Annotated in this window: 22 protein-coding genes; 9 read left to right on the top strand and 13 right to left on the bottom strand. The window is 74.3% G+C overall.

The annotated features are described in order from the left end of the window. Positions 1–8: 8 nt before the first annotated feature. Complete coding sequence (locus QSK20_RS13360) at positions 9–1,352, top strand: ABC1 kinase family protein (RefSeq protein WP_285788938.1); 1,344 nt, start codon at positions 9–11, stop codon at positions 1,350–1,352. A 295-nt stretch (positions 1,353–1,647) separates the two neighbouring features. Here the strand turns inward: QSK20_RS13360 and QSK20_RS13355 are convergent, their stop codons facing one another. From QSK20_RS13355 to QSK20_RS13345, 3 genes are all read right to left on the bottom strand, one after another. Continuing rightward, on the bottom strand, positions 1,648–2,013 hold the full coding sequence (locus QSK20_RS13355) for a WhiB family transcriptional regulator (protein ID WP_145836842.1): 366 nt from the start codon (positions 2,011–2,013) through the stop codon (positions 1,648–1,650). Between the two features lie 132 nt (positions 2,014–2,145). Next, positions 2,146–2,406, bottom strand: a complete 261-nt coding sequence (locus QSK20_RS13350) for a hypothetical protein (protein ID WP_285788937.1) — start codon at positions 2,404–2,406, stop codon at positions 2,146–2,148. 127 nt (positions 2,407–2,533) lie between these two features. After that, positions 2,534–4,705: an ATP-dependent DNA helicase UvrD2 gene (locus tag QSK20_RS13345; RefSeq protein ID WP_502888893.1), complete on the bottom strand. Its 2,172-nt coding sequence runs from the start codon at positions 4,703–4,705 to the stop codon at positions 2,534–2,536. Positions 4,706–4,783: 78 nt separating this feature from the next. Between QSK20_RS13345 and QSK20_RS13340 the strand changes: the two genes are divergently transcribed. Then, positions 4,784–5,029, top strand: a complete 246-nt coding sequence (locus tag QSK20_RS13340) for a mycoredoxin (RefSeq protein ID WP_088982226.1) — start codon at positions 4,784–4,786, stop codon at positions 5,027–5,029. Between the two features lie 61 nt (positions 5,030–5,090). Here QSK20_RS13340 and QSK20_RS13335 read toward each other — a convergent pair whose 3' ends face one another. After that, the gene (locus QSK20_RS13335; protein WP_285788936.1) at positions 5,091–6,380 is read right to left on the bottom strand and encodes an MFS transporter; all 1,290 of its coding nucleotides are present in this window, start codon (positions 6,378–6,380) and stop codon (positions 5,091–5,093) included. 205 nt (positions 6,381–6,585) lie between these two features. On the opposite strand from QSK20_RS13335, the gene QSK20_RS13330 reads away from it, so the two are divergent. The 3 genes from QSK20_RS13330 to QSK20_RS13320 all read left to right on the top strand — a co-directional run bounded on the left by QSK20_RS13330 (position 6,586) and on the right by QSK20_RS13320 (position 8,436). Beyond that, on the top strand, positions 6,586–7,539 hold the full coding sequence (locus QSK20_RS13330; RefSeq protein WP_285788935.1) for a helix-turn-helix domain-containing protein: 954 nt from the start codon (positions 6,586–6,588) through the stop codon (positions 7,537–7,539). A 64-nt stretch (positions 7,540–7,603) separates the two neighbouring features. Further along, complete coding sequence (locus tag QSK20_RS13325) at positions 7,604–7,840, top strand: DUF397 domain-containing protein (RefSeq protein WP_285788934.1); 237 nt, start codon at positions 7,604–7,606, stop codon at positions 7,838–7,840. 323 nt (positions 7,841–8,163) lie between these two features. Beyond that, complete coding sequence (locus tag QSK20_RS13320) at positions 8,164–8,436, top strand: hypothetical protein (protein ID WP_285788933.1); 273 nt, start codon at positions 8,164–8,166, stop codon at positions 8,434–8,436. 110 nt (positions 8,437–8,546) lie between these two features. Here QSK20_RS13320 and nudC read toward each other — a convergent pair whose 3' ends face one another. From nudC to QSK20_RS13300, 4 genes are read right to left on the bottom strand one after another with little or no spacing between them, the layout of a single operon-like run. Further along, positions 8,547–9,542 (bottom strand): NAD(+) diphosphatase, encoded by a 996-nt coding sequence (nudC, locus tag QSK20_RS13315; protein WP_285788932.1) that lies wholly within the window; start codon positions 9,540–9,542, stop codon positions 8,547–8,549. Next, positions 9,539–10,882, bottom strand: a complete 1,344-nt coding sequence (locus QSK20_RS13310; protein WP_285788931.1) for a M16 family metallopeptidase — start codon at positions 10,880–10,882, stop codon at positions 9,539–9,541. Before QSK20_RS13310 ends, nudC begins: the two co-directional genes overlap by 4 nt. Beyond that, entirely contained in the window at positions 10,879–12,189 is a 1,311-nt protein-coding gene (locus QSK20_RS13305) for a M16 family metallopeptidase (protein WP_285788930.1), read from the bottom strand. Before QSK20_RS13305 ends, QSK20_RS13310 begins: the two co-directional genes overlap by 4 nt. A gap of 9 nt (positions 12,190–12,198) precedes the next feature. Further along, positions 12,199–13,320 (bottom strand): LLM class flavin-dependent oxidoreductase, encoded by a 1,122-nt coding sequence (locus QSK20_RS13300; protein WP_285788929.1) that lies wholly within the window; start codon positions 13,318–13,320, stop codon positions 12,199–12,201. A gap of 206 nt (positions 13,321–13,526) precedes the next feature. Here QSK20_RS13300 and QSK20_RS13295 point away from each other — a divergent pair, with 206 nt between their 5' ends. Genes QSK20_RS13295 through QSK20_RS13280 form a run of 4 tightly spaced genes read left to right on the top strand, consistent with a single transcriptional unit; the run spans position 13,527 to position 16,674 of the window. Next, entirely contained in the window at positions 13,527–14,588 is a 1,062-nt protein-coding gene (locus QSK20_RS13295) for an ABC transporter substrate-binding protein (protein WP_285788928.1), read from the top strand. Beyond that, positions 14,585–15,364 (top strand): ABC transporter ATP-binding protein, encoded by a 780-nt coding sequence (locus QSK20_RS13290; protein WP_285788927.1) that lies wholly within the window; start codon positions 14,585–14,587, stop codon positions 15,362–15,364. Before QSK20_RS13295 ends, QSK20_RS13290 begins: the two co-directional genes overlap by 4 nt. After that, complete coding sequence (locus QSK20_RS13285; RefSeq protein ID WP_285788926.1) at positions 15,354–16,238, top strand: ABC transporter permease; 885 nt, start codon at positions 15,354–15,356, stop codon at positions 16,236–16,238. Before QSK20_RS13290 ends, QSK20_RS13285 begins: the two co-directional genes overlap by 11 nt. 4 nt (positions 16,239–16,242) lie before the next feature. Then, positions 16,243–16,674 (top strand): RrF2 family transcriptional regulator, encoded by a 432-nt coding sequence (locus QSK20_RS13280; protein WP_285789098.1) that lies wholly within the window; start codon positions 16,243–16,245, stop codon positions 16,672–16,674. Between the two features lie 70 nt (positions 16,675–16,744). Here QSK20_RS13280 and QSK20_RS13275 read toward each other — a convergent pair whose 3' ends face one another. The 5 genes from QSK20_RS13275 to QSK20_RS13255 form a co-directional block, all read right to left on the bottom strand. Beyond that, entirely contained in the window at positions 16,745–16,942 is a 198-nt protein-coding gene (locus tag QSK20_RS13275) for a hypothetical protein (RefSeq protein WP_285788925.1), read from the bottom strand. 393 nt (positions 16,943–17,335) lie between these two features. Beyond that, positions 17,336–18,685, bottom strand: a complete 1,350-nt coding sequence (locus tag QSK20_RS13270; RefSeq protein ID WP_285788924.1) for a DEAD/DEAH box helicase — start codon at positions 18,683–18,685, stop codon at positions 17,336–17,338. A 202-nt stretch (positions 18,686–18,887) separates the two neighbouring features. Continuing rightward, positions 18,888–19,091 (bottom strand): cold-shock protein, encoded by a 204-nt coding sequence (locus QSK20_RS13265; RefSeq protein WP_285788923.1) that lies wholly within the window; start codon positions 19,089–19,091, stop codon positions 18,888–18,890. Between the two features lie 195 nt (positions 19,092–19,286). Further along, the gene (locus QSK20_RS13260) at positions 19,287–22,736 is read right to left on the bottom strand and encodes an ATP-dependent helicase (protein WP_285788922.1); all 3,450 of its coding nucleotides are present in this window, start codon (positions 22,734–22,736) and stop codon (positions 19,287–19,289) included. A gap of 79 nt (positions 22,737–22,815) precedes the next feature. Further along, complete coding sequence (locus QSK20_RS13255) at positions 22,816–26,310, bottom strand: ATP-dependent helicase (RefSeq protein WP_285788921.1); 3,495 nt, start codon at positions 26,308–26,310, stop codon at positions 22,816–22,818. Positions 26,311–26,490: the final 180 nt, after the last annotated feature.

The raw sequence follows: 26,490 nt of genomic DNA, 5'->3' as shown, positions 1-26,490 counted from the left end.
ATGGCCGGGTGACCGACATCCCGCGCCGGGCCGTGTCCCGGACCGCCAAGCTCGCCGCACTGCCGCTCGGCTTCGCCGGTCGGACCGTCCTCGGCATGGGAAAACGCGTCACCGGGCTCGCCTCCGAGGTGATCTCCGCCGAGATCCAGCAACGGACCGCCGAACAACTGTTCAGCGTGCTCGGGCAGCTCAAGGGCGGGGCGATGAAGTTCGGCCAGGCGCTGTCGGTGTTCGAGGCCGCCCTGCCGGAGGAGGTCGCCGCGCCGTACCGGCAGGCGTTGACCAAGTTGCAGGAGGCGGCTCCGCCGTTGCCCGCGGCCACGGTGCACAAGGTGCTCGCCGAGCAGCTCGGGCCGGACTGGCGGGACCGGTTCCTGGAGTTCGACGACACGCCCGCCGCGGCGGCCAGCATCGGTCAGGTGCACCGGGCGGTCTGGCGGGAGCCGACCACCGGACGGCGGAAGGCGGCCGGACGTCCGGTCGCTGTCAAGATCCAGTATCCCGGCGCCGGGGACGCCCTCCTGGCCGACCTGAAGCAGCTCTCCCGGCTGGGCGGCATGTTCCGCGCGATCCAACCCGGGCTGGACGTCAAGCCCCTCCTCACCGAGCTGCGCGAACGGATCACCGAGGAACTCGACTACGAGCTGGAGGCCGAGTCGCAGCGGGCCTTCGCGGCGGCGTACGCGGACGACCCGGAGATCTTCATCCCGGCGGTCGTCACCGCCGCGCCCCGGGTGCTGGTCACCGACTGGGTGGAGGGCACCCCGCTGGCGCAGATCATCCGCGAGGGCAGCCCGGAGGAGCGCGACGAGGCGGGTCGGTTGATGGCCGTCCTGCACCTCTCCGCCCCGGCCCGGGCCGGACTGCTGCACGCCGACCCGCACCCGGGCAACTTCCGGATCCTGCCGGACGGTCGGCTCGGTGTGATCGACTTCGGTGCCGTGGCCCGGATGCCGGAGGGGACGCCGGAGCCGATCGGCCGGCTGGCCGGACTGGCCCTGCGCGGCGAGGCCGAGGCGGTGGTGGAGGGACTGCGGGCGGAGGGTTTCGTTCCCGCCGACGAGCCGATCGACGCGCAGGCGGTGCTGGGCTTCGTCCGGCCGATGCTGGACCCGGTGGCGACCGAGGAGTTCCAGTTCACCCGGGCCTGGCTGCGCGCGGAGGCGGCCCGGATCGCCAGCCCCCGGTCACCGGCCTACCAGTTGGGTCGGCAGCTCAACCTGCCCCCGTCGTACCTGCTCATCCACCGGGTGACGCTCGGCTCCATCGGGGTGCTCTGCCAGTTGGAGGCGAAGGCCCCCTACCGGGGCATCCTGGAACGCTGGCTTCCCGGGTTCGCGCCGGTGGCCTGAACGACGCGCGGGGGCGGTGGGGCCGGTACCCGGCCCCACCGCCCCCGCGGCTCGTGGTGGTTACAGAACGCCCAACTCGCGGGCCGACCGCTGACGGCTGGCCATGGCGACGGTACGGGCGGATCGGGTTGCCTCAGTGCTCGTGGTGGTACGACCGGCCTGAGGCCGACGCATTCGAGCCCTGGACAACGCTTCGTGAAGTAGTTGCATCTCGGTGACTCCGTTCAGGACGTGCGGGTTCATCAGTTCGCTGACTGCCGGTGCGCCACCGGCACGATCGCGGGTCGGGTTCATGTCAGGCCGCCAGCCGGACCGTGTTGCGGGACGTGGCCAGCCCACTGGCCGCCAGTCGCGCCTCGGCCTCGACCCGGAGCGCGGCGTCCCGGGCGACGTCCTCCTTGCGCGGACGGCCCCGGGGCCGCTTGCGCGGGACGACCGCGCCACGCTCGAAGATCTCGCCGCCCCAGACACCCCAGGGCTCGGCCCGCTCCACCGCACCGGCCAGGCACTCGACGCGCAGCGGGCAGTCCCCGCAGAGCGACTTGGCGAGTTCCAGTTCGGTGGGCGAGTCGGAGAACCACAGGTCGGGGTCGAACTTCCGGCAGGGCAGATTCGCCTCCAGCTCGACGTTCGCGTCGAGGGGGGCCAACGCCAGACTCATCGCCCGGTCACCTCTCTCTCACTTCGATCTCGTGGATCGCAATTCCGACGTACTTCGGCGGGACAAAAAACTGAGGCCGCGGATCCCGGTAGCGGGTTCCGCGGCCTCGAGGTGAGCCGGTGGTCTGATGAATCAGACCGGTCTCCCTCGAGGTGGAACACCGCGGACGTCCAGCCGCCGCTTCATGGCGATTTCGACACCCTTGCCCGTGAAGCCACTGGTCCCCTCGTTTCCGGTCGGCGCGACGGTCAGGAGCAGCTCGGCCTGATCCTGGGTCTGGTGCGCCTGCGGAACCGGGAGCCCAACGGTCAGGGCGGTCCGGACAGCCGACAGCGGAGCGATGGCAGCAGGCAGCGCCGCCGGACGCTCGTAGACGTAGACGAAGCTCTCCATCGGTGCCACCTCCTCCTTGACGTTCACTCGCTGATCGACTCGGTCTCGCCCCCGTGAGCAGCCACGATGGGCCGCCCGCGAGGTGTGTCCTGAGGCTATGCCGCCTCCCGGCGCGAGGGCAAACGAATTACGACGGGTTTTCCAAACTTTCTTTCGGGCGGACCGTGTCGACCGTCGCTCCACCCACCAGGGCCAGTACGGATTCGCCGTAGAGGCCCAGTTTGCGGGGGCCGATTCCGGCGATGGCGATCAACTCTTCGGGGCGCCCGGGACGCCGTTCGGCCAGCGCGGTCAGGGTCGCGTCGGTGAAAACCACGTACGCCGGTACCCGCTGCGCGCCGGCCACCCGCTGCCGCCAGTCCCGGAGCCGTTCCAGCAGATCCTCGTCCACGTCGGACGGACAGGTCGGACAGCGGCCGAGCTTGCGGTCGGCACCGGCGAGCAGGGTCGCCCCGCAGATCCGGCAGGAGACCACCTGGTTGCGGCGACGTTCGGGGCGGCGGGCCGGGCCGGCGCCGGCCCGTTCCCCGCCCCCGGAGCGGTCGAGCTGCGGCAGGAAACGCGACGGGCGCCGGTTCCGCCCGCCCGGCGAGCGGGCCGAGGCGTACGACAGCCAGAGCCACTGGCGGGCCCGGGTGATCCCCACGTAGAGCAGCCGCCGTTCCTCCTCCACCTGCTCGGCGGTCTTCGCGTACCCGGTCGGCAGGGTGCCCTCGGCGAGCCCGACCAGGAAGACCGCGTCCCACTCCAGTCCCTTGGCCGAGTGCAGGGAGGCCAGGGTCACCCCGTCGACGGTGGGGACGTGCTGCTGGGCGGCCCGCCGGTGCAGTTCGTCGGTGAAGTCGGCGAGGGTGGGTGGCCGTTCGACCACCGCGCCCTCGCCGATCGGCAGCACCGGCGGGGTGGCCGCGTACTCCTGCGCGAGCTGGACCAGGGCGGCCAGCGCCTCCCACCGCTCCCGCGCCGCGCCGCCGGCCGGGGGCGCGTCCGGGGCCCAGCCGACCGCGGCGAGCGCCTCGACCACGGCGGCCGGCAGCGGGGTCTCGCCCGGGATGGACCGGGTGGCGGCACGGAGCGCCACCATCGCCTGCCGCACCTCGACCCGCTCGAAGAAGCGTTCCGCCCCCTGCACCACGTACGGCACCCCGGCCTCGGTGAGCGCCTTCTCGTACGCCTCGGACTGGGCGTTGGTGCGGAACAGCACGGCGATCTCCCGGGCCGGCGTGCCGGCGGCGACGAGTTGCCGGCAGCGCGCGGCGACCGCCGTCGCCTCGGCCGGCTCGTCCGTGAAGATCCGCAGCTCCGGCTCGGGGCCGGAGGGGCGCTGCCCGACCAGCTCCAGGCGGAGCCGGGCCTCGGTGCCGCGTGCCTGGGCGATCACCGCGTTGGCCAGCCCCACCACCTGCGGGGTGGAGCGGTAGTCGCGGACCAGTCGGACCACCACCGCCCCCCGGTGGTGGCGGGGGAAGTCCACCAGGTGTGCCGAGGTGGCCCCGGTGAACGAGTAGATGGTCTGGCTGGCGTCGCCGACCACGGTGAGGTCGTCCCGGCCGCCGAGCCACGCCTGGAGCAGCCGTTGCTGCAACGGGTTCACGTCCTGGTACTCGTCGACCACGAAGTGCCGGTACTGGGCCCGGACCTGCTCGGCGACGTCCGGGTGCTCCTCGATGCCCCAGACGGCGGCGCGGAGCAGGTCCTCGAAGTCGATCACCCCGTTGGCCCGCTTGACCGTCTCGTACGCGGCGAAGACCTCGGCCACCTTCGCCGGCTCGTGCGGCGTCTCGCGCTGCGCCTTGGCTGCGGCGACGACGTACTCGCCCGGCTCGACCAGGGACGACTTCGCCCACTCGATCTCACCGGACAGGTCCCGGGCGGCGGCCCGGTCGGTGCGCAGGCCCACCCGGGCGGCGGCCAGGGTGACCAGCCGTACCTTGCTGTCCAGCAGTTCCGGCAGTTCCCGGCCGTGCAGCAGCCGGGGGGCGAAGTAGCGCATCTGGCGCAGCGCGGCGGCGTGGAAGGTGCGCGCCTGCACCCCGGCGACGCCCAGCGCGGTCAGCCGGGCGCGCATCTCGGCGGCGGCCCGCGCGGTGAAGGTCACCGCGAGCACGTGCCGGGCGGAGATCTGCCCGCTCAACGCCCGGTACGCGATCCGGGAGGTGACCGCGCGGGTCTTCCCGGTGCCCGCGCCGGCCAGCACGCAGACCGGTCCGGCGGGCGCGGTCACCGCCGTCCGCTGCTCGGGGTCGAGCCCGGCCAGCACCTGTTCCGCTGTCGAGTGCACCACCACCCGAGGAATCATCCCAGCCCCGCCGGACGTTACAGCCGATACCCTGGCGGGCGAAGCCGCCCGACCCTGGACCGACGGAGGTTCTGACCCATGTTGACGATGTATTCCACCCCGTGGTGCGGCTACTGCCACCGGCTGAAGTCGCAGCTCGACCGGGAGGGCATCGCGTACCAGGTGGTGGACATCGAGCAGGACCCGGCGGCGGCCGAGTTCGTGATGAAGGTCAACGGCGGCAACCAGACGGTGCCGACGCTCCGTTTCGCCGACGGCTCCGCCCTCACCAACCCCTCGATCAACCAGGTCAAGCAGCATCTCGCCAGCCTGACCGGCGCCTGAGCACGGCGGCGCGGGGCGGCCCACCGGCCGTCCCGCGCCGCCGGTGTCGCGTCCGCCGTCGTCACCCGTCCTGCCGGGTCGAGGCGACGACCCCGCCGTCGACGCGCGGGGCGGGACCCGGGCCGGGCCGGGGGCGGCGCGGGGCGGGCACGACCGGACGGGCCGGGGCCGGGACCGGGACGAACCTCCGGGCCCGCCAGAGGTACGCCCCGGCGGCCAGCATCACCACGCCCACGAGGGCGAACAGCAGCCGGTAGTCGAACACCGCCACCAGCAACGCCCCGGTGCCGATGGAGATCGCCTGTGGTCCGCTGACCAGTGCCTCCGTCGCGGCGGTCGTCCGGCCGAGCAGCCCGGGTTCGGTCCGCCGCTGCACCAGCGTGTGCAGCCCGACCCAGCTGAGCGGAAGGGACGTCCCGGCCAGCAGCAGGGCCGCGACGGCGAGCCAGAGACCCGGGTACGTCAGGGTCAGCGCCGCCGTCCCGAAGAGGGCCACCCCGGCGGCGAGCGCCCCGATCTCGCCGAAGCGGCGGACCACGGCCGGAGAGAGCAGCGCGCCGACCAGACCGCCCACCCCCTGCACGCTGAACAGGACGCCCACGAAGGCGGGGGGCCGCTCCAGCCCTCGCTCGACGTAGGCGAAGAGCAGCGCCTCGCTGAACCCGATCACCAGCGAGGCCATCCCGTACCCGAGCAGGGCGCGCCGCAGCACCGGCTCGGCACCGAGGTGACGCAGCCCCGCCCCCAGCTCGGTCAGGCTGCGCGCCAGCCGGCGCGGCCGGGCCGGCTCGGCCACCCGGAGCAGCCCCACCACGGCGGCGGCGGTGACGAACCCGGTGACGCCGACGACGGTGAGCGCCCAGCCGCCGGCCACGGCGTAGAGCGCCGCCCCGACCAGCGGGCCGCCCAGCCGCAGACCCTGGCGCACGGTCTGCAGGGCCGCGTTCGCCTCGGCCAGCAGCCCGAGCGGGAGCAGGGTGCGCAGCAGCCCGCTGAGCGCCGCGCCGAGCGCGATCGACGACAGGCCGTAGAGCGCGCCGACCAGGTAGACGATCCACACGTCGCCGGCGTCGCGGACGGTCAGCAGCGGGGTGAGCAGCGTGGCGGTGACCAGGTTCGCGGTGCGGAAGAAGGGCCGGCGACGATACCGGTCGACCACCCAGCCCACCAGCGGAGCGAGGACCCTCGGCGCGACCACCGCGAAGATCACCGCAGCCGCCATCCGGTCGGACCCGGTCAGGTCCTTCACCCAGATGGCCAGGGCGAGCAACAGGATCGACTCGGCGGTCATGCTCGCCAACAGCGCGCCGAAGAGCAGTCGGAAGTCGGGGCGGCGCAGGACGGTGTGCATCGGATTCCTTCCGCGGGGGTGGGGCCGGTCAGGGGATCCCCGACCGGGTCGCAGGGGCGGGCGGAGTCGTACCGACGTCCTCCTTTTCGAGACACGCCCGGCGCGGGACGTCCGGCGCGGGCCGCGCCGTCCATACTGGCCGTGGGGGGCCAGTTTCATACAGTTACCGTCGCGTCCGCGACGGCCCGACGGAGAAGAGGTCGACGTGCCTCCTGCCGTACCCAGCCCGATCCTGCGACGACGCCGGCTCGGCACCGAACTACGCAGCCTGCGTGAGGCGTCCGGCCTCACCGGGGAACAGGTCATCGAGCGGATCGGCTGGGCCTCGGCGTCCAAGCTCTCCCGCCTGGAGAACGGGCGCAGCCGCCCCGACCCCCGGGACATCCACGTCCTGCTCGACCTCTACCGCGCGGACGACGTGACCCGCGCCGAACTGACCGCCATCACCCGGGAGGCGGGGGACATCCGGGCCTGGCTGAAGTCGTACGGGGCGATGACCGAGCACCAGCGCAGCTACGCCGAGCTGGAGGCGGGCTGCGCCGAGATCCGCGAGTACAACCCGGTCCTGGTGCCGGGCCTGCTGCAGACCGCCGCGTACGCGCGGGTGCGGATCGTCTCGGCGCGGCTGGCCGAGGAGGACACCGACCCGCAGTCCATCGAGACGGAGGTGAACGCGCGCCTGGCCCGGCAGGCGCTGTTGCAGACCGCCGACGCGCCCCGGTACACGGCGGTGCTGGAGGAGGGGGCGCTGGGCCGGCGGGCCGGGCCGGCGGAGGTCATCCGGGAGCAGCTCGTCCAGCTCTGCGAGCTGGCCGCGTGTCCGAACGTGACGATCCAGGTGCTGCCCCGTGACGCCACCATCGGTGACTGGTACCTCCCCCCGACCGCGTTCTCGCTCTACCGCTTCCCGGACCCGGCGGATCCGGAGACGCTGGCGATCGAAGGAGGCTTCACCGACGTCGTGTCACACGACGCAAATGCCCTGAACCGCTATAAAATGGTCTTCGAGTGGCTGGGCACGGCGGCGCGCTCCCCATCGGACTCCCTCGCCTGGCTGATCGAGGCGGCCGAGACGGCGGCACCGCCCACGGCGACATACGGGTCGCCGACGGCGCCGGCCCAGCGCCGCGGCATCTCCGAGCGACTCACCGAGCGGTGAGGCGGGCTGTGCCGGAGTCGGCCCACCACTCGCCCCATCGCAGAAGAGAGCAGGAGCCGAGACCATGAACCAGATTCCCGACACGTCCGTCGGCACCGTCGAGCTGGCCGACGCCGCGTGGCGTACCAGCTCGCGCAGCCAGACCTCCAACTGCGTCGAGGTCGCCCCCCTGCCGGCCGGGCCGACCGCGGTGGCCCTGCGGGACAGCAAGGACCGCGGTGGCCCGGTGCTGCTGTTCCGACGGGAGCAGTGGCGGGACTTCCTCACCGGCGCTCGCAACGGGGAGTTCGACACGCGCTGACACCGACCGACAGGTCACGGGGCCGCCGGAATCCGTCATGGACCGGCGGCCCCGTCGTCTGTTCCGAGCCGACCGGGAGTCGAGGTGGACATCCACCGATCAGTCGGTACGCGCACCGACGGCCGCGTTTCCCTTGCCGGCGCGAAACCTGGGCGTAACATGACCCGGGAGTTCACGTGAAAGTTCCACCTCACGGTCGGACCACCGGCCCCGGCCTCCCCGCCGGCCGCCGACCCCGGCGAACACCGCCGCGACCCGGGCACGGCCCAGGCCCGGCACACCCGTGGCGCACCCAGACTTCGTCAGTGCATCGGGAGACACCCATGCGGTTCCTGATCGTCCGCACCGACATCCGTACCGCAGACGACACCGACCTCGCCGCCGCCTGGTCCACCGGCGACCGGCTCCGGGACGAGACCACCGCGCCCGAGCCACGCCGGCAGGTCCTGCACGCCGACGACCGGGACGCCGCCCTGCGGCTGGCCCGCGCCCTCGCGGCGGTGGGCCGGGTCCGCGCTGGCCGGCAACGGGTCAAGGTGCTGCCGGTCAACCAGCCACGCGCCCGCTCCGCCCGCCGGGGCCGCACCACCCCCTAGACCACACCGACGCCCGTCGCGGTCGCCACCGGCGCTCCCCCGCCGTGCTCCACGCCTGCGCGACCCCGGCGGTGCCGGTCCTCGGCCCGTGACCGTCGCGGCAACGACGGTCACGGGCCGAGGCCAGGCTCCACGTCCGCCGCCAACCACCGGTCGATCAGGAAGTGCGCGATCGACAGCGGCGGCGGCAGCAGCAGGCGCGCGCCGTCCCCCGCGTCCACCGCGCCACCGCCGACCGCGTCGGCGATCTCCCGCCGGGAGAACCAGCGGGCGTACGCGATCTCGGCCGGGTCGAGGCGCAGCGGCTGCGCCGGGTCCGCGCCGGCCAGGAACCCCAGCATCAACGAGCCGGGGAACGGCCAGGGCTGGCTGCCGGCGTACCTGATTCCGGAGACGGTGAGCCCCACCTCCTCGGTGACCTCCCGGGCGACGGCGGCCTCGGCCGACTCACCCGGCTCGACGTAGCCGGCGAGGCAGGAGAAGCGGCGGGCCCCCGGGGTCACCGGCCAGGTCGCGTTGTTCCCGAGCAGGCAGCGGCCGTCCGGGCCGGGCACCCCGTCGTGCACCAGCACGATCATCGCCGGGTCGGTCCGGGGCCAGACCCGGTCACCGTGCGGGTCCACCCGCGACCAGCCGCCCTCGTCCGGAACGGTCGGCTCGCCGGTGGCCGCCGAGAAACCGTGCCGCAGATGCCAGTTGGCCAGCGCGACCGCCGTGATGAACAGGCCGGCGTCCCGGTCGTCGAGGAGGTGCCCGACCTCCCGTAACGACGCCGGGCGGGTGTCCGGGACCGTGGGCAGGGGCGCGTCCACCGCGAAGATCGGCACCCCGTCGGCACCGACACCGAGGAACATCGGCGGCGCGTCCGGTGCCTGCCCGGGGTCGAGCAGCCGCAGCGCCGGCGCTTCGGCGTCCGCCGCCACCAGGGTCCGGCCACCGGCGGACGTGTCCACCACCAGCACCCGGCTCCGCTGCCAGGCCCCGCTCAGCCACGCCTGGTCGGTGCGCCGGTGCGCCGCCCGGTCCAGGACCGCCCGGGCCAGCGGCGGCAACGCCGGACCGCCCCCGGCCGCCGTCCCCGCCCCGCTGGCACCGGCACGGGTCATGTCGACGCGGATTCCGTCTCCACCGGCCCGAGCACCGCCAGCCCGGGGGCGATCCGCTCGGCGTCCCCGAGCACGACGGTGACCGCCCGCGCGGGGGCGAGGTAGCGGGCCGCCGCCTCGGCGACGTCGTCGACGGTCGCCTTCGCCAGTCGGGCGGCGTGCTCGGCGAGGAAGTCCAGCCGCAGCCCACTGCCGGCGTACGCGCTGGTCAGCGAGGCGAGACCGGCCTGGGTGGCCATGCCGAGCTGGAGGCTGCCCAGCGCGTACCGGCGGGCCTGCTCCAACTCGTCCGCGCCGGGTGGCAGCGAGGCCAGCCGGCCCAGCTCGTAGGTGGTCTCCAGCAGCGCCGCGCCGGTCACCTCGGTCGCCACCTCGGCCCCGGCGACCAGCACCGAGCCGGCGGCCGAGTGCTCCACCATCGAGTGCGGCCCGTAGGTGTAGCCCTTGTCCTCCCGGATGTTCTCCACCCAGCGGGAGGAGAAGTAGCCGCCGAAGACCAGGTTCGCCAGTTGCAGGGCGGCGTGGTCCGGGTGGGTGCGGGTGACCGCCGGCAGCGCGATCCGCAGCGACGACTGCACCGAACCGGGCCGGTCGACCACGCGGATCGGTCCCGGCTCCAGCGGCGGCGTGGGCGGCAGCTCCACCGGGCGGCCGTCCCCCCGCCACCCGCCCAGCACCCGCTCCACCACGTCCAGCGTCCGTTCCGGCTGCACGTCACCGACCAGCACCAGCACCGCGCCGGCCGGGTGGACCCGCTCGGCGTGCAGCGTGCGCAGCGCCGCCGGCCGCACCGCGCGGACCTGCTCCGGCGCGGGGGTCTGCACCGCGTACGGGTGGCGGCCGTAGATCCGCTTCAGCAGCGCGACCCGGGCCAGGTGTGCCGGCTGGCTCTGCGCCATCTCGATCCGGTCGACCGTGTGCGCCCGGTCGGTGGCCACCTCGTCGGCCGGATACGTCGCTCCGGTCAACACGTCGGCGAGGATCTCCAGCATCCGGTCCAGGCCGGTCACCAGGCCGAACCCGGAGACCATCAGCCGGTCCGGGTCGACCCCGGCGGACAGCCCACCGCCGACCGCCTGCAACTCGGCGGCGATCCGGTTGCTGGACATCCGCTCGGTGCCGGCGAGCAGGGTCTGCGAGAGCAGCGTGCCCCGGGCCAGGTGGGCCCGGCCGAATGGCACGCCGAGCCGCAGCTCGACCAGGGGAACCGCCGGCCGGCGCACCACGATCACGGTGAGCCCGTTGTCGAGCGTCCGCTCGGCCTGGCGGGGCAGTTTCAGCCGTCGGACCGGGCCGAGCGGCGGCAGCGGCCGGGCCGTGGTCCGGGTCTCCGTCGTCAACGGGCACCTCCGGGAATGACCTCGATCGACGCGCGGCGCTCGGGCCGCAGCATGGCCGCGGCGGCGCGGACCTGCTCCTCGGTGACCTCGCCGACCAGCCGGGGCAGCTCGTTGAGCAGGCCCGGCTCACCGCGCTGCTGCTCCAGCACCGCCATCCGCAGCGCCCGGCCGAGCACCGCGTCGGTGTCGCGCAGCAGGTGGGTGGCCATCCGGGCCTGGGTCCGGGCCAGCTCGCCCTCGGTGAGCCCGTCGGCGGCGAGCCGGTCCAGTTCCTCGTCGACGGTACGCAGCACCCGGTCCACGTCGCCGCCGGGCGGCAGGTGGTGCTGGAGCAGCAGCACGGTCGGGTCCCGGACGTCGAACGGGTCACCCATGAAGCCGAGGTACCCGCCGACGCTGGTGACCGTCCGGTCCCGTTGCACCAGCCGTTCGACCAGCCGGGACGCGTCGCCGTCGGTGAGCACCTCGGCGAGCACCACGTACGCCAGGTAGCCGGCGACGTCGGTAATCGGGTCGGGCACCCGCCAGGCGCTCGCCACCGCCGGCATCGGGGCCAGCTTGTCGGTGTACGAGGTGCGCCGCTCGGCGGACAGGTCCGGTTCCCGGAAGTCGGGCCGGTCCGGCGCGGGCCGGGTCGGCACGTCGCCGAAGTGGCGCTCGACCAGCGTGGTCGCCTCGGCCACGTCGATGTCCCCGCTGACCGACAGGACGGCGTTGCCGCTGGCGTAGAAGCGCTGGAAGAAGTCGACCGCCTCGTCGACGGTCGCCGACTCCAGGTCGTCGAAGGAGCCGTACCCGTCGTGCGCGTTGGGGTACGTGTCGAAGACCACCGGGGACAGGGTCAGCCAGGGGAAACCGCCGTACGGGCGGTTGAGCACGTTGACCCGGATCTCCTCCTTGACCACGTCGACCTGGTTGCGCAGATTCTCCTCGGTCAACCGGGGACCGCGCATCCGGTCGGCCTCCAGGAAGAGCGCGCGTTCCAGCGCGTTGGCCGGGAGGTACTCGTAGTAGTCGGTGTAGTCCAGGTGGGTGGAGCCGTTGAAGGTTCCTCCGGACCCCTGTACGTGCCGGAAGTGGGCCAGCTTCTCCAGGTTCTCCGAGCCCTGGAACATCAGGTGCTCGAAGAGATGGGCGAAGCCGGTGCGCCCCTCCGGCTCGGACCGGATGCCGACGTCGTAGACGACGGCGACCCCGACCACCGGGGCACTGCGATCGGGGCTGAGCACCACCCGCAGTCCGTTGTCGAGGGTGAACCGTTCCACCGGGTACTTCGTCGCTGGGATTCTGGATCTCCGCGCCGCCACGCGTCGACCCTAGCGTGTCGACCCCCCGGCCCGCCCGCACCCGCCGTCGACGGCGGGGCACACGCGCGGGTGCGACACCCGTGTCAGCACCTCCGCACCGACCCGACGGGCCTCCTCCCGGTGCGGCCAGCCGGAGAGCACGAACTCGTCGACGCCGAGCGTGGCGTACTCGTCGATCCGGGCCGCGACCTCGGCGTAGCTGCCGACGAGCGCGGTGCCCGCGCCCTCGCGGACCAGGCCGACGCCGGCCCAGAGATTCGGCGCGACGGTGAGGCCGTCGGCGCTGCCACCGTTGAGCGCGGTCATCCGGGCCTGACCCACCGAGTCCATCCGGGCGAACCGGGCCTGGGCGGCGGCGATCCGCTCCGGGCTCATCCCGGCCAGCAGCCGGTCCGCCTCGGCCCACGCCTCGGTGGCGGTCGGTCGGGCGATGACGTGCAACCGGATCCCGGTACGCAGGCTGCGGCCCTGCTCGGCGGCGAGGCGGCGGATCCGGGTCACCCGGGCCCCGATCGCCGCGGGTGGCTCGCCCCACATCAGGTACACGTCGGCACGCCGGGCGGCGACCGCCTCGGCGGCCGGGGAGGCCCCGCCGAAGTAGACCGGCGGCGGGTCGGCCAGCGGGGCGGCCAGCCCGCCACCGGCCACCCGGTAGTGGGCGCCGGTGAAGTCGAACGGCGTCCCCGCCCAGGAGCGGCGGAGCACGTCGACGAACTCGTCGGTCCGGGCGTAGCGCGCGTCGTGGTCGAGGAAGTCACCGTAGGCCCGCTGTTCGGCGGGGTCGCCGCCGGTGACGATGTTGAGCGCCAGCCGCCCGCCGGAGACCGCCTGGAACGCCTCGGCCTGCTGGGCGATAAGCGTCGGCAGGGCGAACCCGGCCCGGACGGCGACCAGCAGGCCGATCCGTTCGGTGTGCCGGGCGACGGCGACGCAGACGATCCACGGATCGGGGCAGCCGGAGCCGACCGGGGTGAGGACGGCGGCGAAGCCGGCCTGCTCGGCGGCCCGCCCGACCTCGCTGAGGTACTCGACGGTGGCGGCGCGAACGTGGCGGGCGGCGCCGGCGCTGACGGTGGCGGCACCGACCTGGTGGCCGTCGCCGGAGGTGGGCAGGAACCAGTGGAAGGTCATCGCCGCGCCTCTCGTGGTCGGGTCCTTCGCCGCCCCGGCGTCACCACCGCCGTCGCGTCGCGCGCGAATAACCTAGCAAAGAGATAGGAAAAGCGGGATACCCCCGACGTCGCTTTTCCCCGAGCCGGTCGGCGCTTGACGCCACCCGCACCCCGGGGCCACTATTCCCACCGACAAAGTAGGAATATCGAGGATTGGACAAGAGGATGAGACGGCACCCCCACCGCCGTGCGTTGTCGCTGGCGGCCGTCGCGCTCGTCGGCCTGGCGACCCTGACCGCCTGCGGTGGCGAGGACGACGCCGATGCGGCAGGCGGCTCCTCCGGGCCGACGACGCTGCGCCTCGGCTACTTCCCCAACATCACCCACGCGCCGGCCGTGGTCGGTGTGGAGAAGGGCATCTTCGCCGAGAAGCTCGGCGGCGACGTCAAGCTGGAGACCAAGACCTTCAACGCCGGCCCGGCCGCCATCGAGGCGATCTTCTCCGGCGCGCTGGACGCGACGTACATCGGTCCGAACCCGACGGTCAACGCGCACTCCAAGAGCAAGGGCGAGGCGGTCCGGGTGATCTCCGGCGCCGCGTCCGGCGGGGTGGCGCTGGTCGTCAAGCCCGAGATCACCTCGGTCGAGCAGCTCAGGGGCAAGAAGATCGCCACCCCGCAGCTCGGCAACACCCAGGACGTCGCACTGCGCTTCTGGCTGAAGGAGAAGGGCATCACCACCACCAAGGAGGGTGGCGGCGACGTCAAGATCATCCCGCAGGAGAACGCGCAGACCGTCGAGACGTTCACCAGTGGCGCGATCGACGGCGCCTGGGTGCCCGAGCCGTTCGTGTCCCGGCTCGTCAACGCCGGCGGCAAGGTGCTCGTCGACGAACGGGACCTCTGGCCGGACCGGAAGTTCGTCATCACCAACCTGATCGTCAGCAGCAAGTTCCTGAAGGAACATCCGGACGTGGTGAAGAAGCTGGTCGAGGCGCAGGTGGCCGCGAACGGGTTCGTCAACGCCAACCCGGACCAGGCGCACCAGGCCATCTCCGACCACATCGGCAAGATCACCGGCAAGCCGCTGGACCTCAAGCTGATCAAGCAGGCCTGGCCGACCCTGGAGTTCACCAACGACCCGATCCCCTCCTCCCTGAAGACCGGGCTGGACCACGCCGTCGCGGTCGGGCTGACCCAACCGGTCAGCCTGGACGGGCTCTACGACCTGACGTACCTCAACGAGGTGCTCAAGGCCCAGGGCAAGCCCGAGGTAGTCCAGCCGTGACGTCGACCACGACGACCCCGCGCAGCGCGACCGGTGCGGTCGCGCTGCGCGGCGTGACCAAGGTGTACGGACGCGGGGACGGCGCCGTCCTCGCCCTGGACGGGGTCAGCCTGGACGTCTCCCCCGGTGAGTTCGTCTGCCTCGTCGGGGCCTCCGGCTGCGGCAAGAGCACCCTGCTCAACCTGGTCGCCGGCCTGGACCGGGTCAGCGGCGGGGAAATCGACCTCGGCCCGGGGGTCAACCCGGGGCTGATGTTCCAGGAGTCGGCCCTCTTCCCCTGGCTGACCGTCGAGGGGAACGTCGAGGTGCCGCTGAAACTGCGCGGCCTGTCCCGCGCGCGACGCCGGGAACGGGTCGCCGAGCTGCTGCGCACCGTGCACCTCGCCGACTTCGGCCGCAAACGCCCGCACGAACTCTCCGGCGGCATGCGGCAGCGGGTCGCGCTGGCCCGCACCCTGGCCCTGGAGACCCCGGTGCTGTTGATGGACGAGCCGTTCGGCGCGCTCGACGCGATGACCCGGGACATCCTCCACGACGAGCTGGAACGGATCTGGTCGGAACGCCGGCTCACCGTGCTCTTCGTGACCCACAACGTCCGGGAGGCGGCCCGGCTCGCCGACCGGATCATCCTGCTCTCCAGCCGGCCGGGGCGGATCATCTGGTCCACCCGGGTCGACGTGCCCCGCCCCCGGCGCATCGACTCCCCCGAGGTCGCCGCGATCGCCGCCGAGGTCACCGACCGACTGCGTGAGGAGGTGGGACGCCATGGCCGGTGACATCCTCACCAGCGGTACGCGTACCGACGCGGAGATCTCCGGGCTGGACGCGCTGGAGATCGCCGGGCAGGAGAAGGTGCCCTCCCGGGCCAGCCGGATCTGGTCGGCGACCTGGCCGAAGCTCGCGGCGCTCGCCATCGCCGTCGGGGCGTGGCAGGTGGTGGTCTGGACCGGGTGGAAGCCGGAGTACTCGCTGCCCGGGCCGGTCACCGTCGGGCAGGAACTGCTCCGCCAGGTCGGCGGACCGCAGCTCTGGGACGGCATGGCGACCACGCTGCGCCGGGCCGCCGTCGGGTACGTCTTCTCCGTCGCGGTGGGCCTGCTGGTCGGCCTGGCGGTGGCCCGTTCCCGGGTGCTCCGGGCCGCCATCGGCTCGATGATCACGGCGTTGCAGACCATGCCGTCGATCGCCTGGTTCCCCCTGGCCATCCTGCTGTTCGAGCTGAGCGAGAAGGCGATCTTCTTCGTGGTGGTGCTCGGTGCCGCTCCGTCGATCGCCAACGGCGTCATCGCCGGGGTCGACTACGTGCCACCGCTGCTGCTGCGCGCCGGCCGCAACCTCGGCGCGCGGGGGCTGAACCTCTACCGGTACGTGATCGCGCCGGCCGCGCTGCCCGCCATCGTCGCCGGCCTCAAGCAGGGTTGGGCCTTCTCCTGGCGCAGCCTGATGGCCGGTGAGCTGATCGTGGTGGGCATCTCCACCACCTCGCTGGGCGCACAGCTCACCTACTCCCGCGAACTCTCCGACGCGCCCTGGCTGCTCGCCACGATGATCGTGATCCTGGTGGTCGGGCTGGTGGTCGACGCGGCGTTCGGCGCGGCCGACAAGGCGATCCGACGCCGGTGGGGCGTCCTCGACCAGGCGGGTGCCTGACGCCATGCACGTCTCCGCCCGCGCCGACTACGCCCTCCGTGCCGCGCTCGCCATCGCCGACCGTGGCGGTGGCGAGCTGGTCAAGGCCGCCGCCCTGGCGGAGGTCCAGCAGATCCCGCTCAGCGTGCTGCACGGCATCCTGCTCGACCTGCGCCGGGCCGACGTGCTGGTCAGCCACCGCGGCACGGAGGGTGGCTACACGCTGAGCCGCCCCGCCGACCGGATCACCGTCGGGGACGTGCTGCGCGCCGTCGGCGGCACCCTGACCAGCGTGCGCGGCCTACCCGCCGAGAGCGCCGGCTACCAGGGGGTGGCCGTCGGGCTCCGGGACGTCTGGCTGGCCGTGCACGGAGCGGTCGAGCAGGTCGTCGACCGGACGTCCCTCGCCGACCTGCTCACCCCCGAACACCGCCGCGCCGACCCGGTGACGTCGTAGGCGGAAACCACCGGTGACCCCTGACGGGTCACGCCGGGCAACCGATCCGGTCGCCCGGCGTGACCGTCGGTCAACCGGCGTTGTCGGCGACACCCCCCGTGCCCACCGCGCCGACCGGGCTGTGCAACTCGACCACGACGGCCGGGTGCCGGTCGCCCACCCCGGGATGCCACGGCCCGAACGCCGCCAGCAGCGCGAGCAGCAGGCCGACTCCGGCCATCACGAGCACCACCAGCAGTTCACGCACCGCCCCGGCCTGGGCCCCCATCGTCACTCCTCCTGACACGGGCCGATCCCCATCAGCCCGAATCCGACGCGGGTCGGTCCCCACCGACCCGCTCCCCCCGACCTCACCATCAGCCCCCCGGCCGATCGGTGCTGTCGGCCACCCGACGATCCTCTTGCTGATCCCCGACTCAGCGACCGAGTCCGGCGGCCGACAGGAAGGAAACTACCGTCCGCGTCCGACATCGGGGCGGCGGCGCGAGCGACAGTGACCGAGCCGAAACCTCCGACCCGGACTCCCGCCCCCGCTGTCCCCCGTCGGCACACTGCCCAGGAACCCGGTGACGCGAACCTCCCGCCCGCTCCGACGGCGCGGAGTGGTCCAGGAGGCGCGGGGCCGTCGTGGTTTCCGAAGTCCGGCCCGGAGGCGTGGTGCTCAGGAGGCCCGGGGGCGGCGGGGGCGGCGGGACCGCCCCGAGGAGCGGTGCGGACCACGTCCGCCGGCCGGAGCCTTGGCGTCCGTCGCGCCGGCCCCGGAGCCCCCGCCGGCCCGGGCCGCCGGGGTGGAGGTCCGGGTGGCAGCGGCGGCCGGCGCCGCGATGGTGACCGGGACACCGGAGGGCTCGCGGGCGCCGGTCACCCGGGCCAGCGCCTCGTCGCCGGGGCGCACCGCCACCACGTGCGGTTTGATGCCGGCCACGCTCATCAGCTTCGCGACGTCGCGGCGCTGCTCCGGCAGGACCAGGGTGACCACCGTGCCGGACTCCCCGGCCCGCGCGGTACGCCCACCCCGGTGCAGGTAGTCCTTCGCCTCGGTCGGCGGGTCCACGTTGACCACCAGGTCGAGCCCGTCCACGTGGATGCCCCGGGCAGCCACGTCGGTGGCGACCAGCGCGGTGACCGCCCCGGTCTTGAACTGCTCCAGGATCCGGGTGCGCTGCGGCTGTGACTTGCCCCCGTGCAGCGCGGCGGCGCGTACCCCCCGGGCGAGCAGTTGCCGGGCGAGCCGGTCGGCGCGGTGCTTCGTACCCATGAAGAGGATGGTGCGGCCCTCGCGGGCGGCGATGTGGGCGATGGTGGCCGGCTTGTCGTCGGATTCGACGTGCAGCACGTGGTGGGTCATCGCGGTCACCGTGGCGGTGCCCGGGTCGACCGAGTGGGAGACCGGGTCGGTCAGGAACCGGCGGACCAGCCGGTCCACGCCCCCGTCGAGGGTGGCGGAGAAGAGCATCCGCTGGCCGTCCGGGGCGACCTGCTCCAGCAGCTTGGTGACCTGCGGCAGGAAGCCCATGTCGGCCATCCGGTCGGCTTCGTCGAGGACGGTGACGCGCACCTCGCCGAGCCGGACGTCACCCCGGTCGATCAGGTCGTGCAGCCGGCCCGGGGTGGCCACGACCACCTCGGCCCCGGCGCGCAGGGCGTCCGCCTGACGTTGCAGGGAGAGCCCGCCGACCACGGTCGCGCAGCGCAGCCCGAGCGCGGTCGCGTACGGCGTGAGCGCGGTGGTCACCTGCTGGGCCAACTCCCGGGTGGGCACCAGGACGAGCGCCTTCGGGCGGCCGGACCGGGCCCGGTGGCCGGCGGTGCGGTGCAGGGTCGGCAGTCCGAAGGCGAGGGTCTTGCCGGAGCCGGTACGCCCCCGGCCGAGCACGTCCCGTCCGGCGAGCGAGTCGGGCAGGGTGGCGGCCTGGATCGGGAACGGCCGGTCGATGCCCTGCGCGGCGAGTTCGGCGAGCAGTTCGGGCCGGAGGCCGATGTCGGCGAACGACGGAATGACGGTGGTCATGGAGAAGCCTTCCTCGACGCGGCACGTGTCGAGGAGGGGCGCCGGTGGACGGCGCTGTCACCGGCTGCGGCCAGTGTGCTGGCGCGGCGGTGGTCACAAGCACGAACCGAAGGGGTACGCGGCCGGTCCACGCGCGTGCGCTGCGGACCGGCCGCGTCACCACGCCCAGCGGGGGTGGTGGGTGGTACGGGATCCCGGAGGATCAGAGCGGACGGATGTTCTCCGCCTGCGGGCCCTTCTGGCCCTGGGTCACCTCGAACTCGACGCGCTGGTTCTCGTCGAGCGAGCGGTAGCCGGAGGTCTGGATCGCCGAGAAGTGGGCGAAGACATCGGGGCCGCCGCCGTCCGGGGTGATGAAGCCGAAGCCCTTGTCAGCGTTGAACCACTTGACGGTGCCAATTGCCATGTGTTTCGTCTCCTTGACGGAACGTCGTGCCCGCACCTGTTGCGGACTCGATGAGTAGCGTGCCGCGTGTGCGGCCCGCCTGTCGCTGCTGGTCGCCCCGCCCGGAGAACTCCGGACACAACAAAGAGCGCCTGGGGCCACAATTCACCAGGCGCACACAGAGTCTCTGGTAACCAAAACTGCAACATCGTCAAGCTACCACGGATCGGTCTCGCCGGCACCAGGTTCCTCCGGCAATCCCGCCACCAGGGCGGTAAGCCCCGCCACGTCCAGCAGGTCCGTCGGGCGGACGGTCACCCCGTCGCGGACGTAGTGGAACGCCGCGCCCACCTGCTCCACCGGCACGCCGGCCAGTTCCGCCCAGGCCAGTCGGTAGACCGCCAGCTGCACCGCCGCCGCGTCGGCCTCCGCCCCGGCCGGTTGCCGTCCGGTCTTCCAGTCGACCACGTCGTACCGGCCGCCGGGGCGGGTGAAGACCGCGTCCATCCGGCCCCGCACCACCACCCCGCCGATGACCGTGGCGAAGGGCACCTCCACCTCCAGCGGCACCCGGTCGGCCCACTCGCTGGCCAGGAAGCGCTCCTGGAGGGCGAGCAGCTCGGCGTCCGGGGCGGCGTCGGCGTCCGCCGCGCCGGGCAGCTCGTCGACGTCGAGCAGCCGGTCGATCCCGAACCGCTGCTCCAGCCAGGTGTGGAAGGCGGTGCCCCGGCGGGCGTACGGGCTGGGTGGGGTGGGCAGTGGACGGCGCAGCGTACGGGCCAGCGCCCCGGGGTCGCGGCGCAACGCGACGAGCTGGGAGACCGACAGGTGCTCCGGCAGGGTCACCTCGACCGTCCCGGCCGCGCGCAGCGCCTCGGCCCGCTCGGCCAGCAGCAGGTCGGCCTCCCGCCGCCAGCGGACCGCCTCCGGGTCGTCGGCCGGGGCGGACCGGTCCGTCGGCTCCTCCTCCGCCCCGGGAGGTGTGCCGCCCGCCGGCGGCTCCCCCACGCCCCGGGTTGCCCCGCCCGTCGGGTCCTCGCCGGCCAGGAAGCCCCGGACCAGGGCCGCCGCCTCGGCGAGCACCGGGCGGCGGGCCCCCAGCGGGTCGGCCGGCCACTCGGCGCGCAGCACCACCTCGGTGGTCGGGTTCACCGCGTCCCCGGCCGGCTCGGGCGCCCACACGTCGACCACGTGCCCGTCCCCGGCGTCCAGGCAGGCGTCGTGCACCTCACGCAGGAAGACCGAGGGTCCACGGGGACGCTTCGTCCCCTCCCCCCACCAGTAGCCGGAGCAGAGCAGCAGCCGACGCGGCCGGGTCACCGCCACGTACGCCAGCCGCCGCTCCTCCCGCTCGTCGTGCGCCCGCCAGTCGTCGGTGAAGTCGGTCAGCGCCCGGGCCACCGCGCGCTGGTCGGCCGCCTCGGAAAGGGCCAGGTCGGGCAGGCCGTCGGCGTCCCCGCGCAGCGGGAACGGCAGCACGCCCAGCCCGCCCAGGTAGTGGTCGGAGTTGCGCACCTGTCCCGGCCACGCGCCCCGGGTCAGCCCGGCGACCGCCACCACGTCCCACTCCAGCCCCTTGGCGGCGTGCGCGGTGAGCACCTGCACTGCGCCCTCCACCACCTCCACCTCGCCGGGGGTGAGTCCACGTTCCTCGTCCTCGGCGGCGGCGAGGAAGGCCAGGAACCCGGCGAGGGTCGCCCCCGGTGTCTCCCCGCTGAACCGGGCGGCCACGTCGCCGAGCGCGTCCAGGTGGCCCCGGGCCAGGCCGGCGTCGCCGGCCCCGTCCCGACCGGCCCGCACGGCGACCTCCACGTCCAGGCCGGTGGTCCGCTCCACGTCCGCGACCAGCTCCGGCAGGGACTGGTCCAACCGGTACCGGAGCAGGGCCAGCTCCTGGGCGTACGCCTTCAGCCGCGCGTACCCCTCCGCCGAGTACGCCTGCGCCGGGCCGAGGTCGGCCAGCGCCTCGACCAGCGTCGCCTCGTCGAGCACGTCGACCCCGTCCGGGACGGACGCCCCGCCGGCCAGTTCCCGCCGCGCGGCGGCGATCTGCCGGGCCCGCCGGTGCAGGGCCACCAGGTCCCGGGGGCCGATCCGCCAGCGGGCCCCGGTGAGCAGCCGGAGCAGCGCCGCCCCGTCGGTCGGGTCGGCGAGCACCCGCAGCGTGCAGACCACGTCCCGGACCTCCGGGGTGTCCAGCAGCCCGCCCAGGCCGACCACCTCGACCGGCAGTCCCCGGTCACGCAGCGCCGACTCGATGGCCGGGATCTGGCTGCGCACCCGGACCAGCACCGCAGTGGTGGGACGCCGCGGCACCGGGATGTGCTCGGGCAACGCGCCCGGCATCCGGGCCGCCCCACGCCAGGCGGCGAGGACGCTGTCCGCGATCCACCCGGCCTCCGCGGCGTACGTGGGCAGCAGCGCGCAGTGCACGGTGCCGCCGGCCGCGCCCCGGGGCGTGCGGTGCGGGATCGGCTCGGCGACGGTCGACGCGGCACGCAGCTCGGGCACCCGCGCCCCGGCGGCCCGCAGCGGGGTGGCGAACGCGTTGGCCACCCCGAGGATCTCCGGGCGGTTCCGCCAGCTCGTGGTCAGCCCGAGCACCCGCGCCGGTTCCCCGTCGGCGCGGGTGAACCCGGTCGGGAACCGCTCCAGGGTGCCGGCGCTCGCCCCGCGCCAGCCGTAGATGGACTGGCACGGGTCGCCGACCGCGGTGACCGGGTGGCCGCCGCCGAAGAGCGAGTGCAGCAGCACCACCTGCGCGTGGCTGGTGTCCTGGTACTCGTCGAGGAGCACCACCCGGAACCGGTTCCGTTCGACCCGGCCGACCTCCGGGTGGTCACGGGCCACCCGGGCGGCCCGGGCCAGCTGGTCGGCGAAGTCCATCGCCTCGAAGTCCGCCTTGCGTCCGGCGTACGCCCGCACCAGCGGCAGCAGTCGCAGCCGGTGCTGCTGGACGCCGAGCGCCCTGCGGACGTCGGCGTAGACCTTGCCGGGGCGGGACTGGACGTCGGCGAAGAACCGCCCGGTCCAGGCGGCCAGGTCGTCCGGCTCGACCAGGTGTTCGTCCAGCTCGGCGGCGAGCGCCAGCACCGCGTCGGTGACCGTGCCCGGCGTCCGGTGGAGTTCGGAGAGGTCCCCGTCGTGGTTGCGCACCAGCAGGTCCACCATCTGCCAGCGGGACGCCTCGGTGAGCAGCCGGGTGGAGGGTTCGTAGCCGGAGCGCAGCCCGTGCTCGGTGACGATCCGGGCCGCGTACGAGTGGTAGGTCGCCACCGTCGGCTCCCCGGCCAGCGGGTCGTCGAGCGGGTCGCGTCCCGGCCGTCCGAGCCGGCGGATCAGCTGGTCGAGCCGGGTACGCACCCGGTGCGCCAACTCGCCGGCGGCCTTGCGGGTGAAGGTGAGCCCGAGGATCTGCTCCGGCCGGACGTACGAGTTGGCGACCAGCCAGACCACCCGGGACGCCATGGTCTCGGTCTTGCCGGAGCCCGCCCCGGCCACCACCAGCAGCGGCTCCACCGGCGCAGCGATGATCGCCGCCTGTTCACGGGTGGGCGCCGGCAGGCGCAGCAGCCGGGCCAGCTCCACCGGGGTGTACCGGGGACCGGCGTCGGCCGCGCGCGGCGACGGCGCGGGGCTGGTGCCGAAGAGCGCGGGCTGGGTCACGGGGCTGCCTCAGTTCGCGACTGCGGGGCTCGCAAGCTCACTCCTCGCGCTCACGCTACAACTCCGGGGACGGGCTGGGTTACGACTTCTCCGGGGGACGGGTGGTCGGCGGTTCGACGACCTGGCGCCCCTTGCCGGAGACCGGGCAGCTCGTGCGGACCGGGCAGACCCGGCACTTCGAGTTGGCGACGGCGGCGAAGGTGGCGGCGGCCATCGTATCGGCGGTCCGCCGGACCAGCGCGGTCGCCCAGCCGGCCTCCGGTCCCTGGTCGGCCGGGGCCTGTCCCTGTTCCCGCGCCTCCTTCGACCCGGTGCCGAGCTGCACCAGGGCCGCGCCGCCGGAGGAGTCGCCGTACTCGGCGAACGCCCCCGCCTCGACCGCCGCCTGGTACGCCCCGAGCTGCGGATGTTCGGCCAGCTCCGCGCCGACCGTGGTGGACCGGCCGGTCTTCAGGTCGACCACCACCAGCCGGCCGTCCGCGTCGATCTCCAGCCGGTCCACCCGCCCGACCAGGTCGACCGGACGGTGCGGGTCGTCCAGCCGGACGGCGAACTCGTGCTCGATGGCGAGCAGCCGGCGCGGGTTCACGGCCAGCCAGCGGAGCAGCTTGTCCACCATGGCCTCGGCGCGGGCCTGCTCGGGACCGGCCATCCAGCGGGCGGCCAGCTCGATCGCGTCGAACCGCGCGGTGACGTACTCCAGCAGGGTGGACCGGTCGACGCTGGCGTTCTCGGCGAGCATCGCGGCGGCGTGCACCAGGTTGCCCACACTCTGCGCGGTGCTCGGCGGCGCGCTGCCGCCGTGCCGTTCCAGCAGCCAGCGCAGGCTGCACCGCAGCGCGCTCTCCATGGCCGACGGGGTGACCCGCACCGGCTCGCCGTCGTCGACCAGCGGCCGGTCGTCGGAGAGTCCGCGCAGCCCCCACCAGTCGTCCGGGTGCGCGCCGGGCACCCCGGCGGCGGCGAGCCGGGCCAGTTCGGCCGCCGCGGCCCGCCGCCGGGTCACCGGTGCCGCCGGGTCGGCCACCGCGGTACGCAGCTCCGCGACCAGCGCCGGCAGGGTCAGCGCCCGGGGTGGCCGCCCGACCGGCAGCTCGCCCGCCCGGCCCCGGCCCGCCTCCGCAGCGCCGTCGTCACCCCGCTCCCCGGTCGCCGGCTCCCCGCCGCCCGGGGCGTCGCCGTCCCGCGCGCCGCCGTCCGCGTCGTCCCGCGCGCCGGCCACGCCGTCCCGCGCACCGCCGGCCGGCCCGTCACCGTCCACCGGCGGCGGCACCGGGCCGCGCCCCGGGCCGCCGTCCCCCCTCGGCGGGTCGCCGGCGGCGAGTTCGTACAGGAAACGGCTCGGCTGCTCCTCGTGGTCGTCGCCCCCCACCGAGGCGGAGGAGACCGCGCTGACCAGCAGCCGACGCCGGGCCCGGGTGACCGCCACGTAGAAGAGCCGCCGCTCCTCGTCGAGCAGCGCGGAGGTCTGTCCGGCCAGGACGGCGGCGGTGCCCGCGCCGTCCCCCCGTCCGGCGAGCACGTCCACCAGTCGCTCGGAGCCGAGCAGGCTGCCCCGCAGTCGCAGGTCCGGCCAGATCCCCTCCTGCACCCCGGCGACCGCCACCACGTCCCACTCCAGCCCCTTGGCCGCGTGGGCGGTGAGCAACCGGACGGCGTCCCCCCGGTCGGCGGTCGGGGCGATGGTGTCGGCGGGAAGGTCCTGCCCGAGCACGTGGTCGAGGAAGACCTCGGTGCGCGCGCCGGGCAGCCGGTCGACGAACCGGGCCGCCGCGTCGAAGAGCACCAGGACGGCGTCCAGGTCCCGGTCGGCCGCGTCGGCCCGCCAGCGCCGGGCGGTCTCTCCCTCCCCGGTGGCGGTCCGCCCCTCGATCGCCGCCGACCAGCGTTCGGCCAGGCCGCTGGCGGCCCACACCGCCCAGAGGACGTCCTCGACGGTGGCACCGGGGCGGGCTGCCGACTCGCGGGCGGTGGCGAGCAGCCGGGCCACCGTCTGGGCCGGCTCGGCCCAGCGTCGTTCCACAGCGGCCAGCCCCTCCGGGTCGCGCAGCGCCTCGACGACCAGCTCGCCCGAGCCACGGCGGTCGCCGGTGGCCAGCGCGAGCGCCCGCAGTCCCTGGCGCAGCCGCCGCTCGGCCAGCGGATCGGCTCCGCCGAGCGGGGAGTGCAGCAACGCGACGGCCGCCTCCTCGTCCAGCCGTTCGGGTTCCAGGGCACAGCGGAGCAGGAGCAGCAGCGGGCCCACCGCCGGTTGCAGGTGCAGGGGCAGGTCCTCGCCGTGCACCACGGTCGGCACCCCGGCGGTGTGCAGCGCCCGGCGCAGGGTGGGCAGCTGGAGGGTGGTCGACCGGACCAGCACCGCCATCCGGGACCAGGGCACCCCGTCGAGCAGGTGCGCCGCGCGCAGCGCGTGGGCGAGGTAGGCCGACTCGCTGGTCGCCGAACGGAAGGTGCGGACCTCGACCACGCCCGGCGGCGCGTCGGGCAGCGGGGCCAGCCGCCGGTGGGTGACCGGGCCGCGCAACCGCCGGGCCAGCCGGCCGGCCGCGGCGAGCAGCTCCGGCCCCGCGCGGTACGAGGTGCCGAGCACCACCTGCGCCGCCGGTGCCCCGGAGGCGGTCCGGAACCGGTGCGGAAACGCCGCCACCCCGGACGGGTCGGCGCCCCGGAAGGCGTACGTGGAGGAGTCGGGGTCACCGAAGGCGACCAGGGACGTGCCGCCACCGGCCACCACGGCGAGCAGCTCCAGCTGGGCCGGGTCGGTGTCGGCCAGTTCGTCGACGTAGACGTGGGCCAGCCGGCGGCGCTCCGCCGCCAGCAGCTCCGGGTCGTCGAGCAGTAGTCCGGTGGCGGCCCGGACCAGTTCCGCCGGGTCGTACGCGACCGATCCCCGGTTGCTGACGTCGCGGAGCGCCAGCACGGAGACGTACTCCCGCAGGAAACGCGCGGCGGCCGGCCAGTCGGTGCGGCCCAGCCGCTCGCCCAGCCGGGCCAGCTCGACCGGTCCCACCCCGCGTTCGGCGGCGCGCATCAGCAGGTCGCGCAACTGGCCGGCGAACGCCCGGGTGCGCAGCGCGGGCCGCAGGTCCTCCGGCCAGCCGACCGGGTCGTCCTCGGGGTCCTCCCCCACGACGTCCAGCAGCTCCCGGATGATCAGATCCTGTTCCGGGCCGGTGAGCAGCCGGGGCGACGGCTCGCCGCGCACGGCGGCGGCCCGGCGCAGCAGGCCGAAGGCGTACGCCGGGAAGGTCCGCACCAACGGCTCGCGGACCACGCGGTTGCCGACGGCGACCCGGGCCTCGATGCGGTGGCGCAGCGTGGTGGCGGCCCGCCGCCCGAAGGTGAGCACCAGCACCCGCTCCGGGTCGACGCCCTCGGCGACCCGCGCCGCGACCGCCTCGACCAGGGTGCCCGTCTTGCCGGTGCCGGGACCGCCGAGCACCAGCATCGGCCCGTCGGTGTGGGCGACCACCTCCGCCTGCCGGGCGTCCCCCCGCCAGCGGGCCGGCTGCGGGGTCGCGCCGTCACCCCAGGTCAGCCCCGCGGACCGGCGCACCAACCGGTACGTCTGCATCCGACCATCACACCACGCGCCCCCGACACCCCGTCCCCGCCGTCGGCGTCCTCAGAGAGTGTTGTGATACCTCGGTGTGATCTTCGCTGACTGTGTCAGCGAAGATCACGTCTGTGTCGCTGTGTCTGTAAACCGGCGTACGAGTCGTCGCTGACGGACGGGCAGTGGGCGGTGATCGAG

It is taken from the genome of Micromonospora sp. NBRC 101691 (assembly GCF_030269285.1).
GTDB classification, from domain to species: Bacteria; Actinomycetota; Actinomycetes; order Mycobacteriales; family Micromonosporaceae; genus Micromonospora; species Micromonospora echinospora.
Note: the sequence above shows the minus strand (reverse complement) of the source record. Positions and strands in the feature narration are given on the sequence as shown.

Excerpts from the sequence above, each read along its gene's own strand:
- QSK20_RS13295 (WP_285788928.1), top strand. The coding sequence starts at position 13,527 with ATGAGACGGCACCCCCACCGCCGTGCGTTGTCGCTGGCGGCCGTCGCG.
- QSK20_RS13270 (WP_285788924.1), bottom strand. The coding sequence starts at position 18,685 with ATGACCACCGTCATTCCGTCGTTCGCCGACATCGGCCTCCGGCCCGAA.
- QSK20_RS13275 (WP_285788925.1), bottom strand. The coding sequence starts at position 16,942 with ATGGGGGCCCAGGCCGGGGCGGTGCGTGAACTGCTGGTGGTGCTCGTG.
- QSK20_RS13340 (WP_088982226.1), top strand. The coding sequence starts at position 4,784 with ATGTTGACGATGTATTCCACCCCGTGGTGCGGCTACTGCCACCGGCTG.
- QSK20_RS13320 (WP_285788933.1), top strand. The coding sequence starts at position 8,164 with ATGCGGTTCCTGATCGTCCGCACCGACATCCGTACCGCAGACGACACC.
- QSK20_RS13350 (WP_285788937.1), bottom strand. The coding sequence starts at position 2,406 with ATGGAGAGCTTCGTCTACGTCTACGAGCGTCCGGCGGCGCTGCCTGCT.
- QSK20_RS13300 (WP_285788929.1), bottom strand. The coding sequence starts at position 13,320 with ATGACCTTCCACTGGTTCCTGCCCACCTCCGGCGACGGCCACCAGGTC.
- QSK20_RS13355 (WP_145836842.1), bottom strand. The coding sequence starts at position 2,013 with ATGAGTCTGGCGTTGGCCCCCCTCGACGCGAACGTCGAGCTGGAGGCG.
- QSK20_RS13335 (WP_285788936.1), bottom strand. The coding sequence starts at position 6,380 with ATGCACACCGTCCTGCGCCGCCCCGACTTCCGACTGCTCTTCGGCGCG.
- QSK20_RS13255 (WP_285788921.1), bottom strand. The coding sequence starts at position 26,310 with ATGCAGACGTACCGGTTGGTGCGCCGGTCCGCGGGGCTGACCTGGGGT.
- QSK20_RS13285 (WP_285788926.1), top strand. The coding sequence starts at position 15,354 with ATGGCCGGTGACATCCTCACCAGCGGTACGCGTACCGACGCGGAGATC.
- QSK20_RS13325 (WP_285788934.1), top strand. The coding sequence starts at position 7,604 with ATGAACCAGATTCCCGACACGTCCGTCGGCACCGTCGAGCTGGCCGAC.
- QSK20_RS13345 (WP_502888893.1), bottom strand. The coding sequence starts at position 4,705 with ATGATTCCTCGGGTGGTGGTGCACTCGACAGCGGAACAGGTGCTGGCC.
- QSK20_RS13265 (WP_285788923.1), bottom strand. The coding sequence starts at position 19,091 with ATGGCAATTGGCACCGTCAAGTGGTTCAACGCTGACAAGGGCTTCGGC.
- QSK20_RS13280 (WP_285789098.1), top strand. The coding sequence starts at position 16,243 with ATGCACGTCTCCGCCCGCGCCGACTACGCCCTCCGTGCCGCGCTCGCC.
- nudC (WP_285788932.1), bottom strand. The coding sequence starts at position 9,542 with ATGACCCGTGCCGGTGCCAGCGGGGCGGGGACGGCGGCCGGGGGCGGT.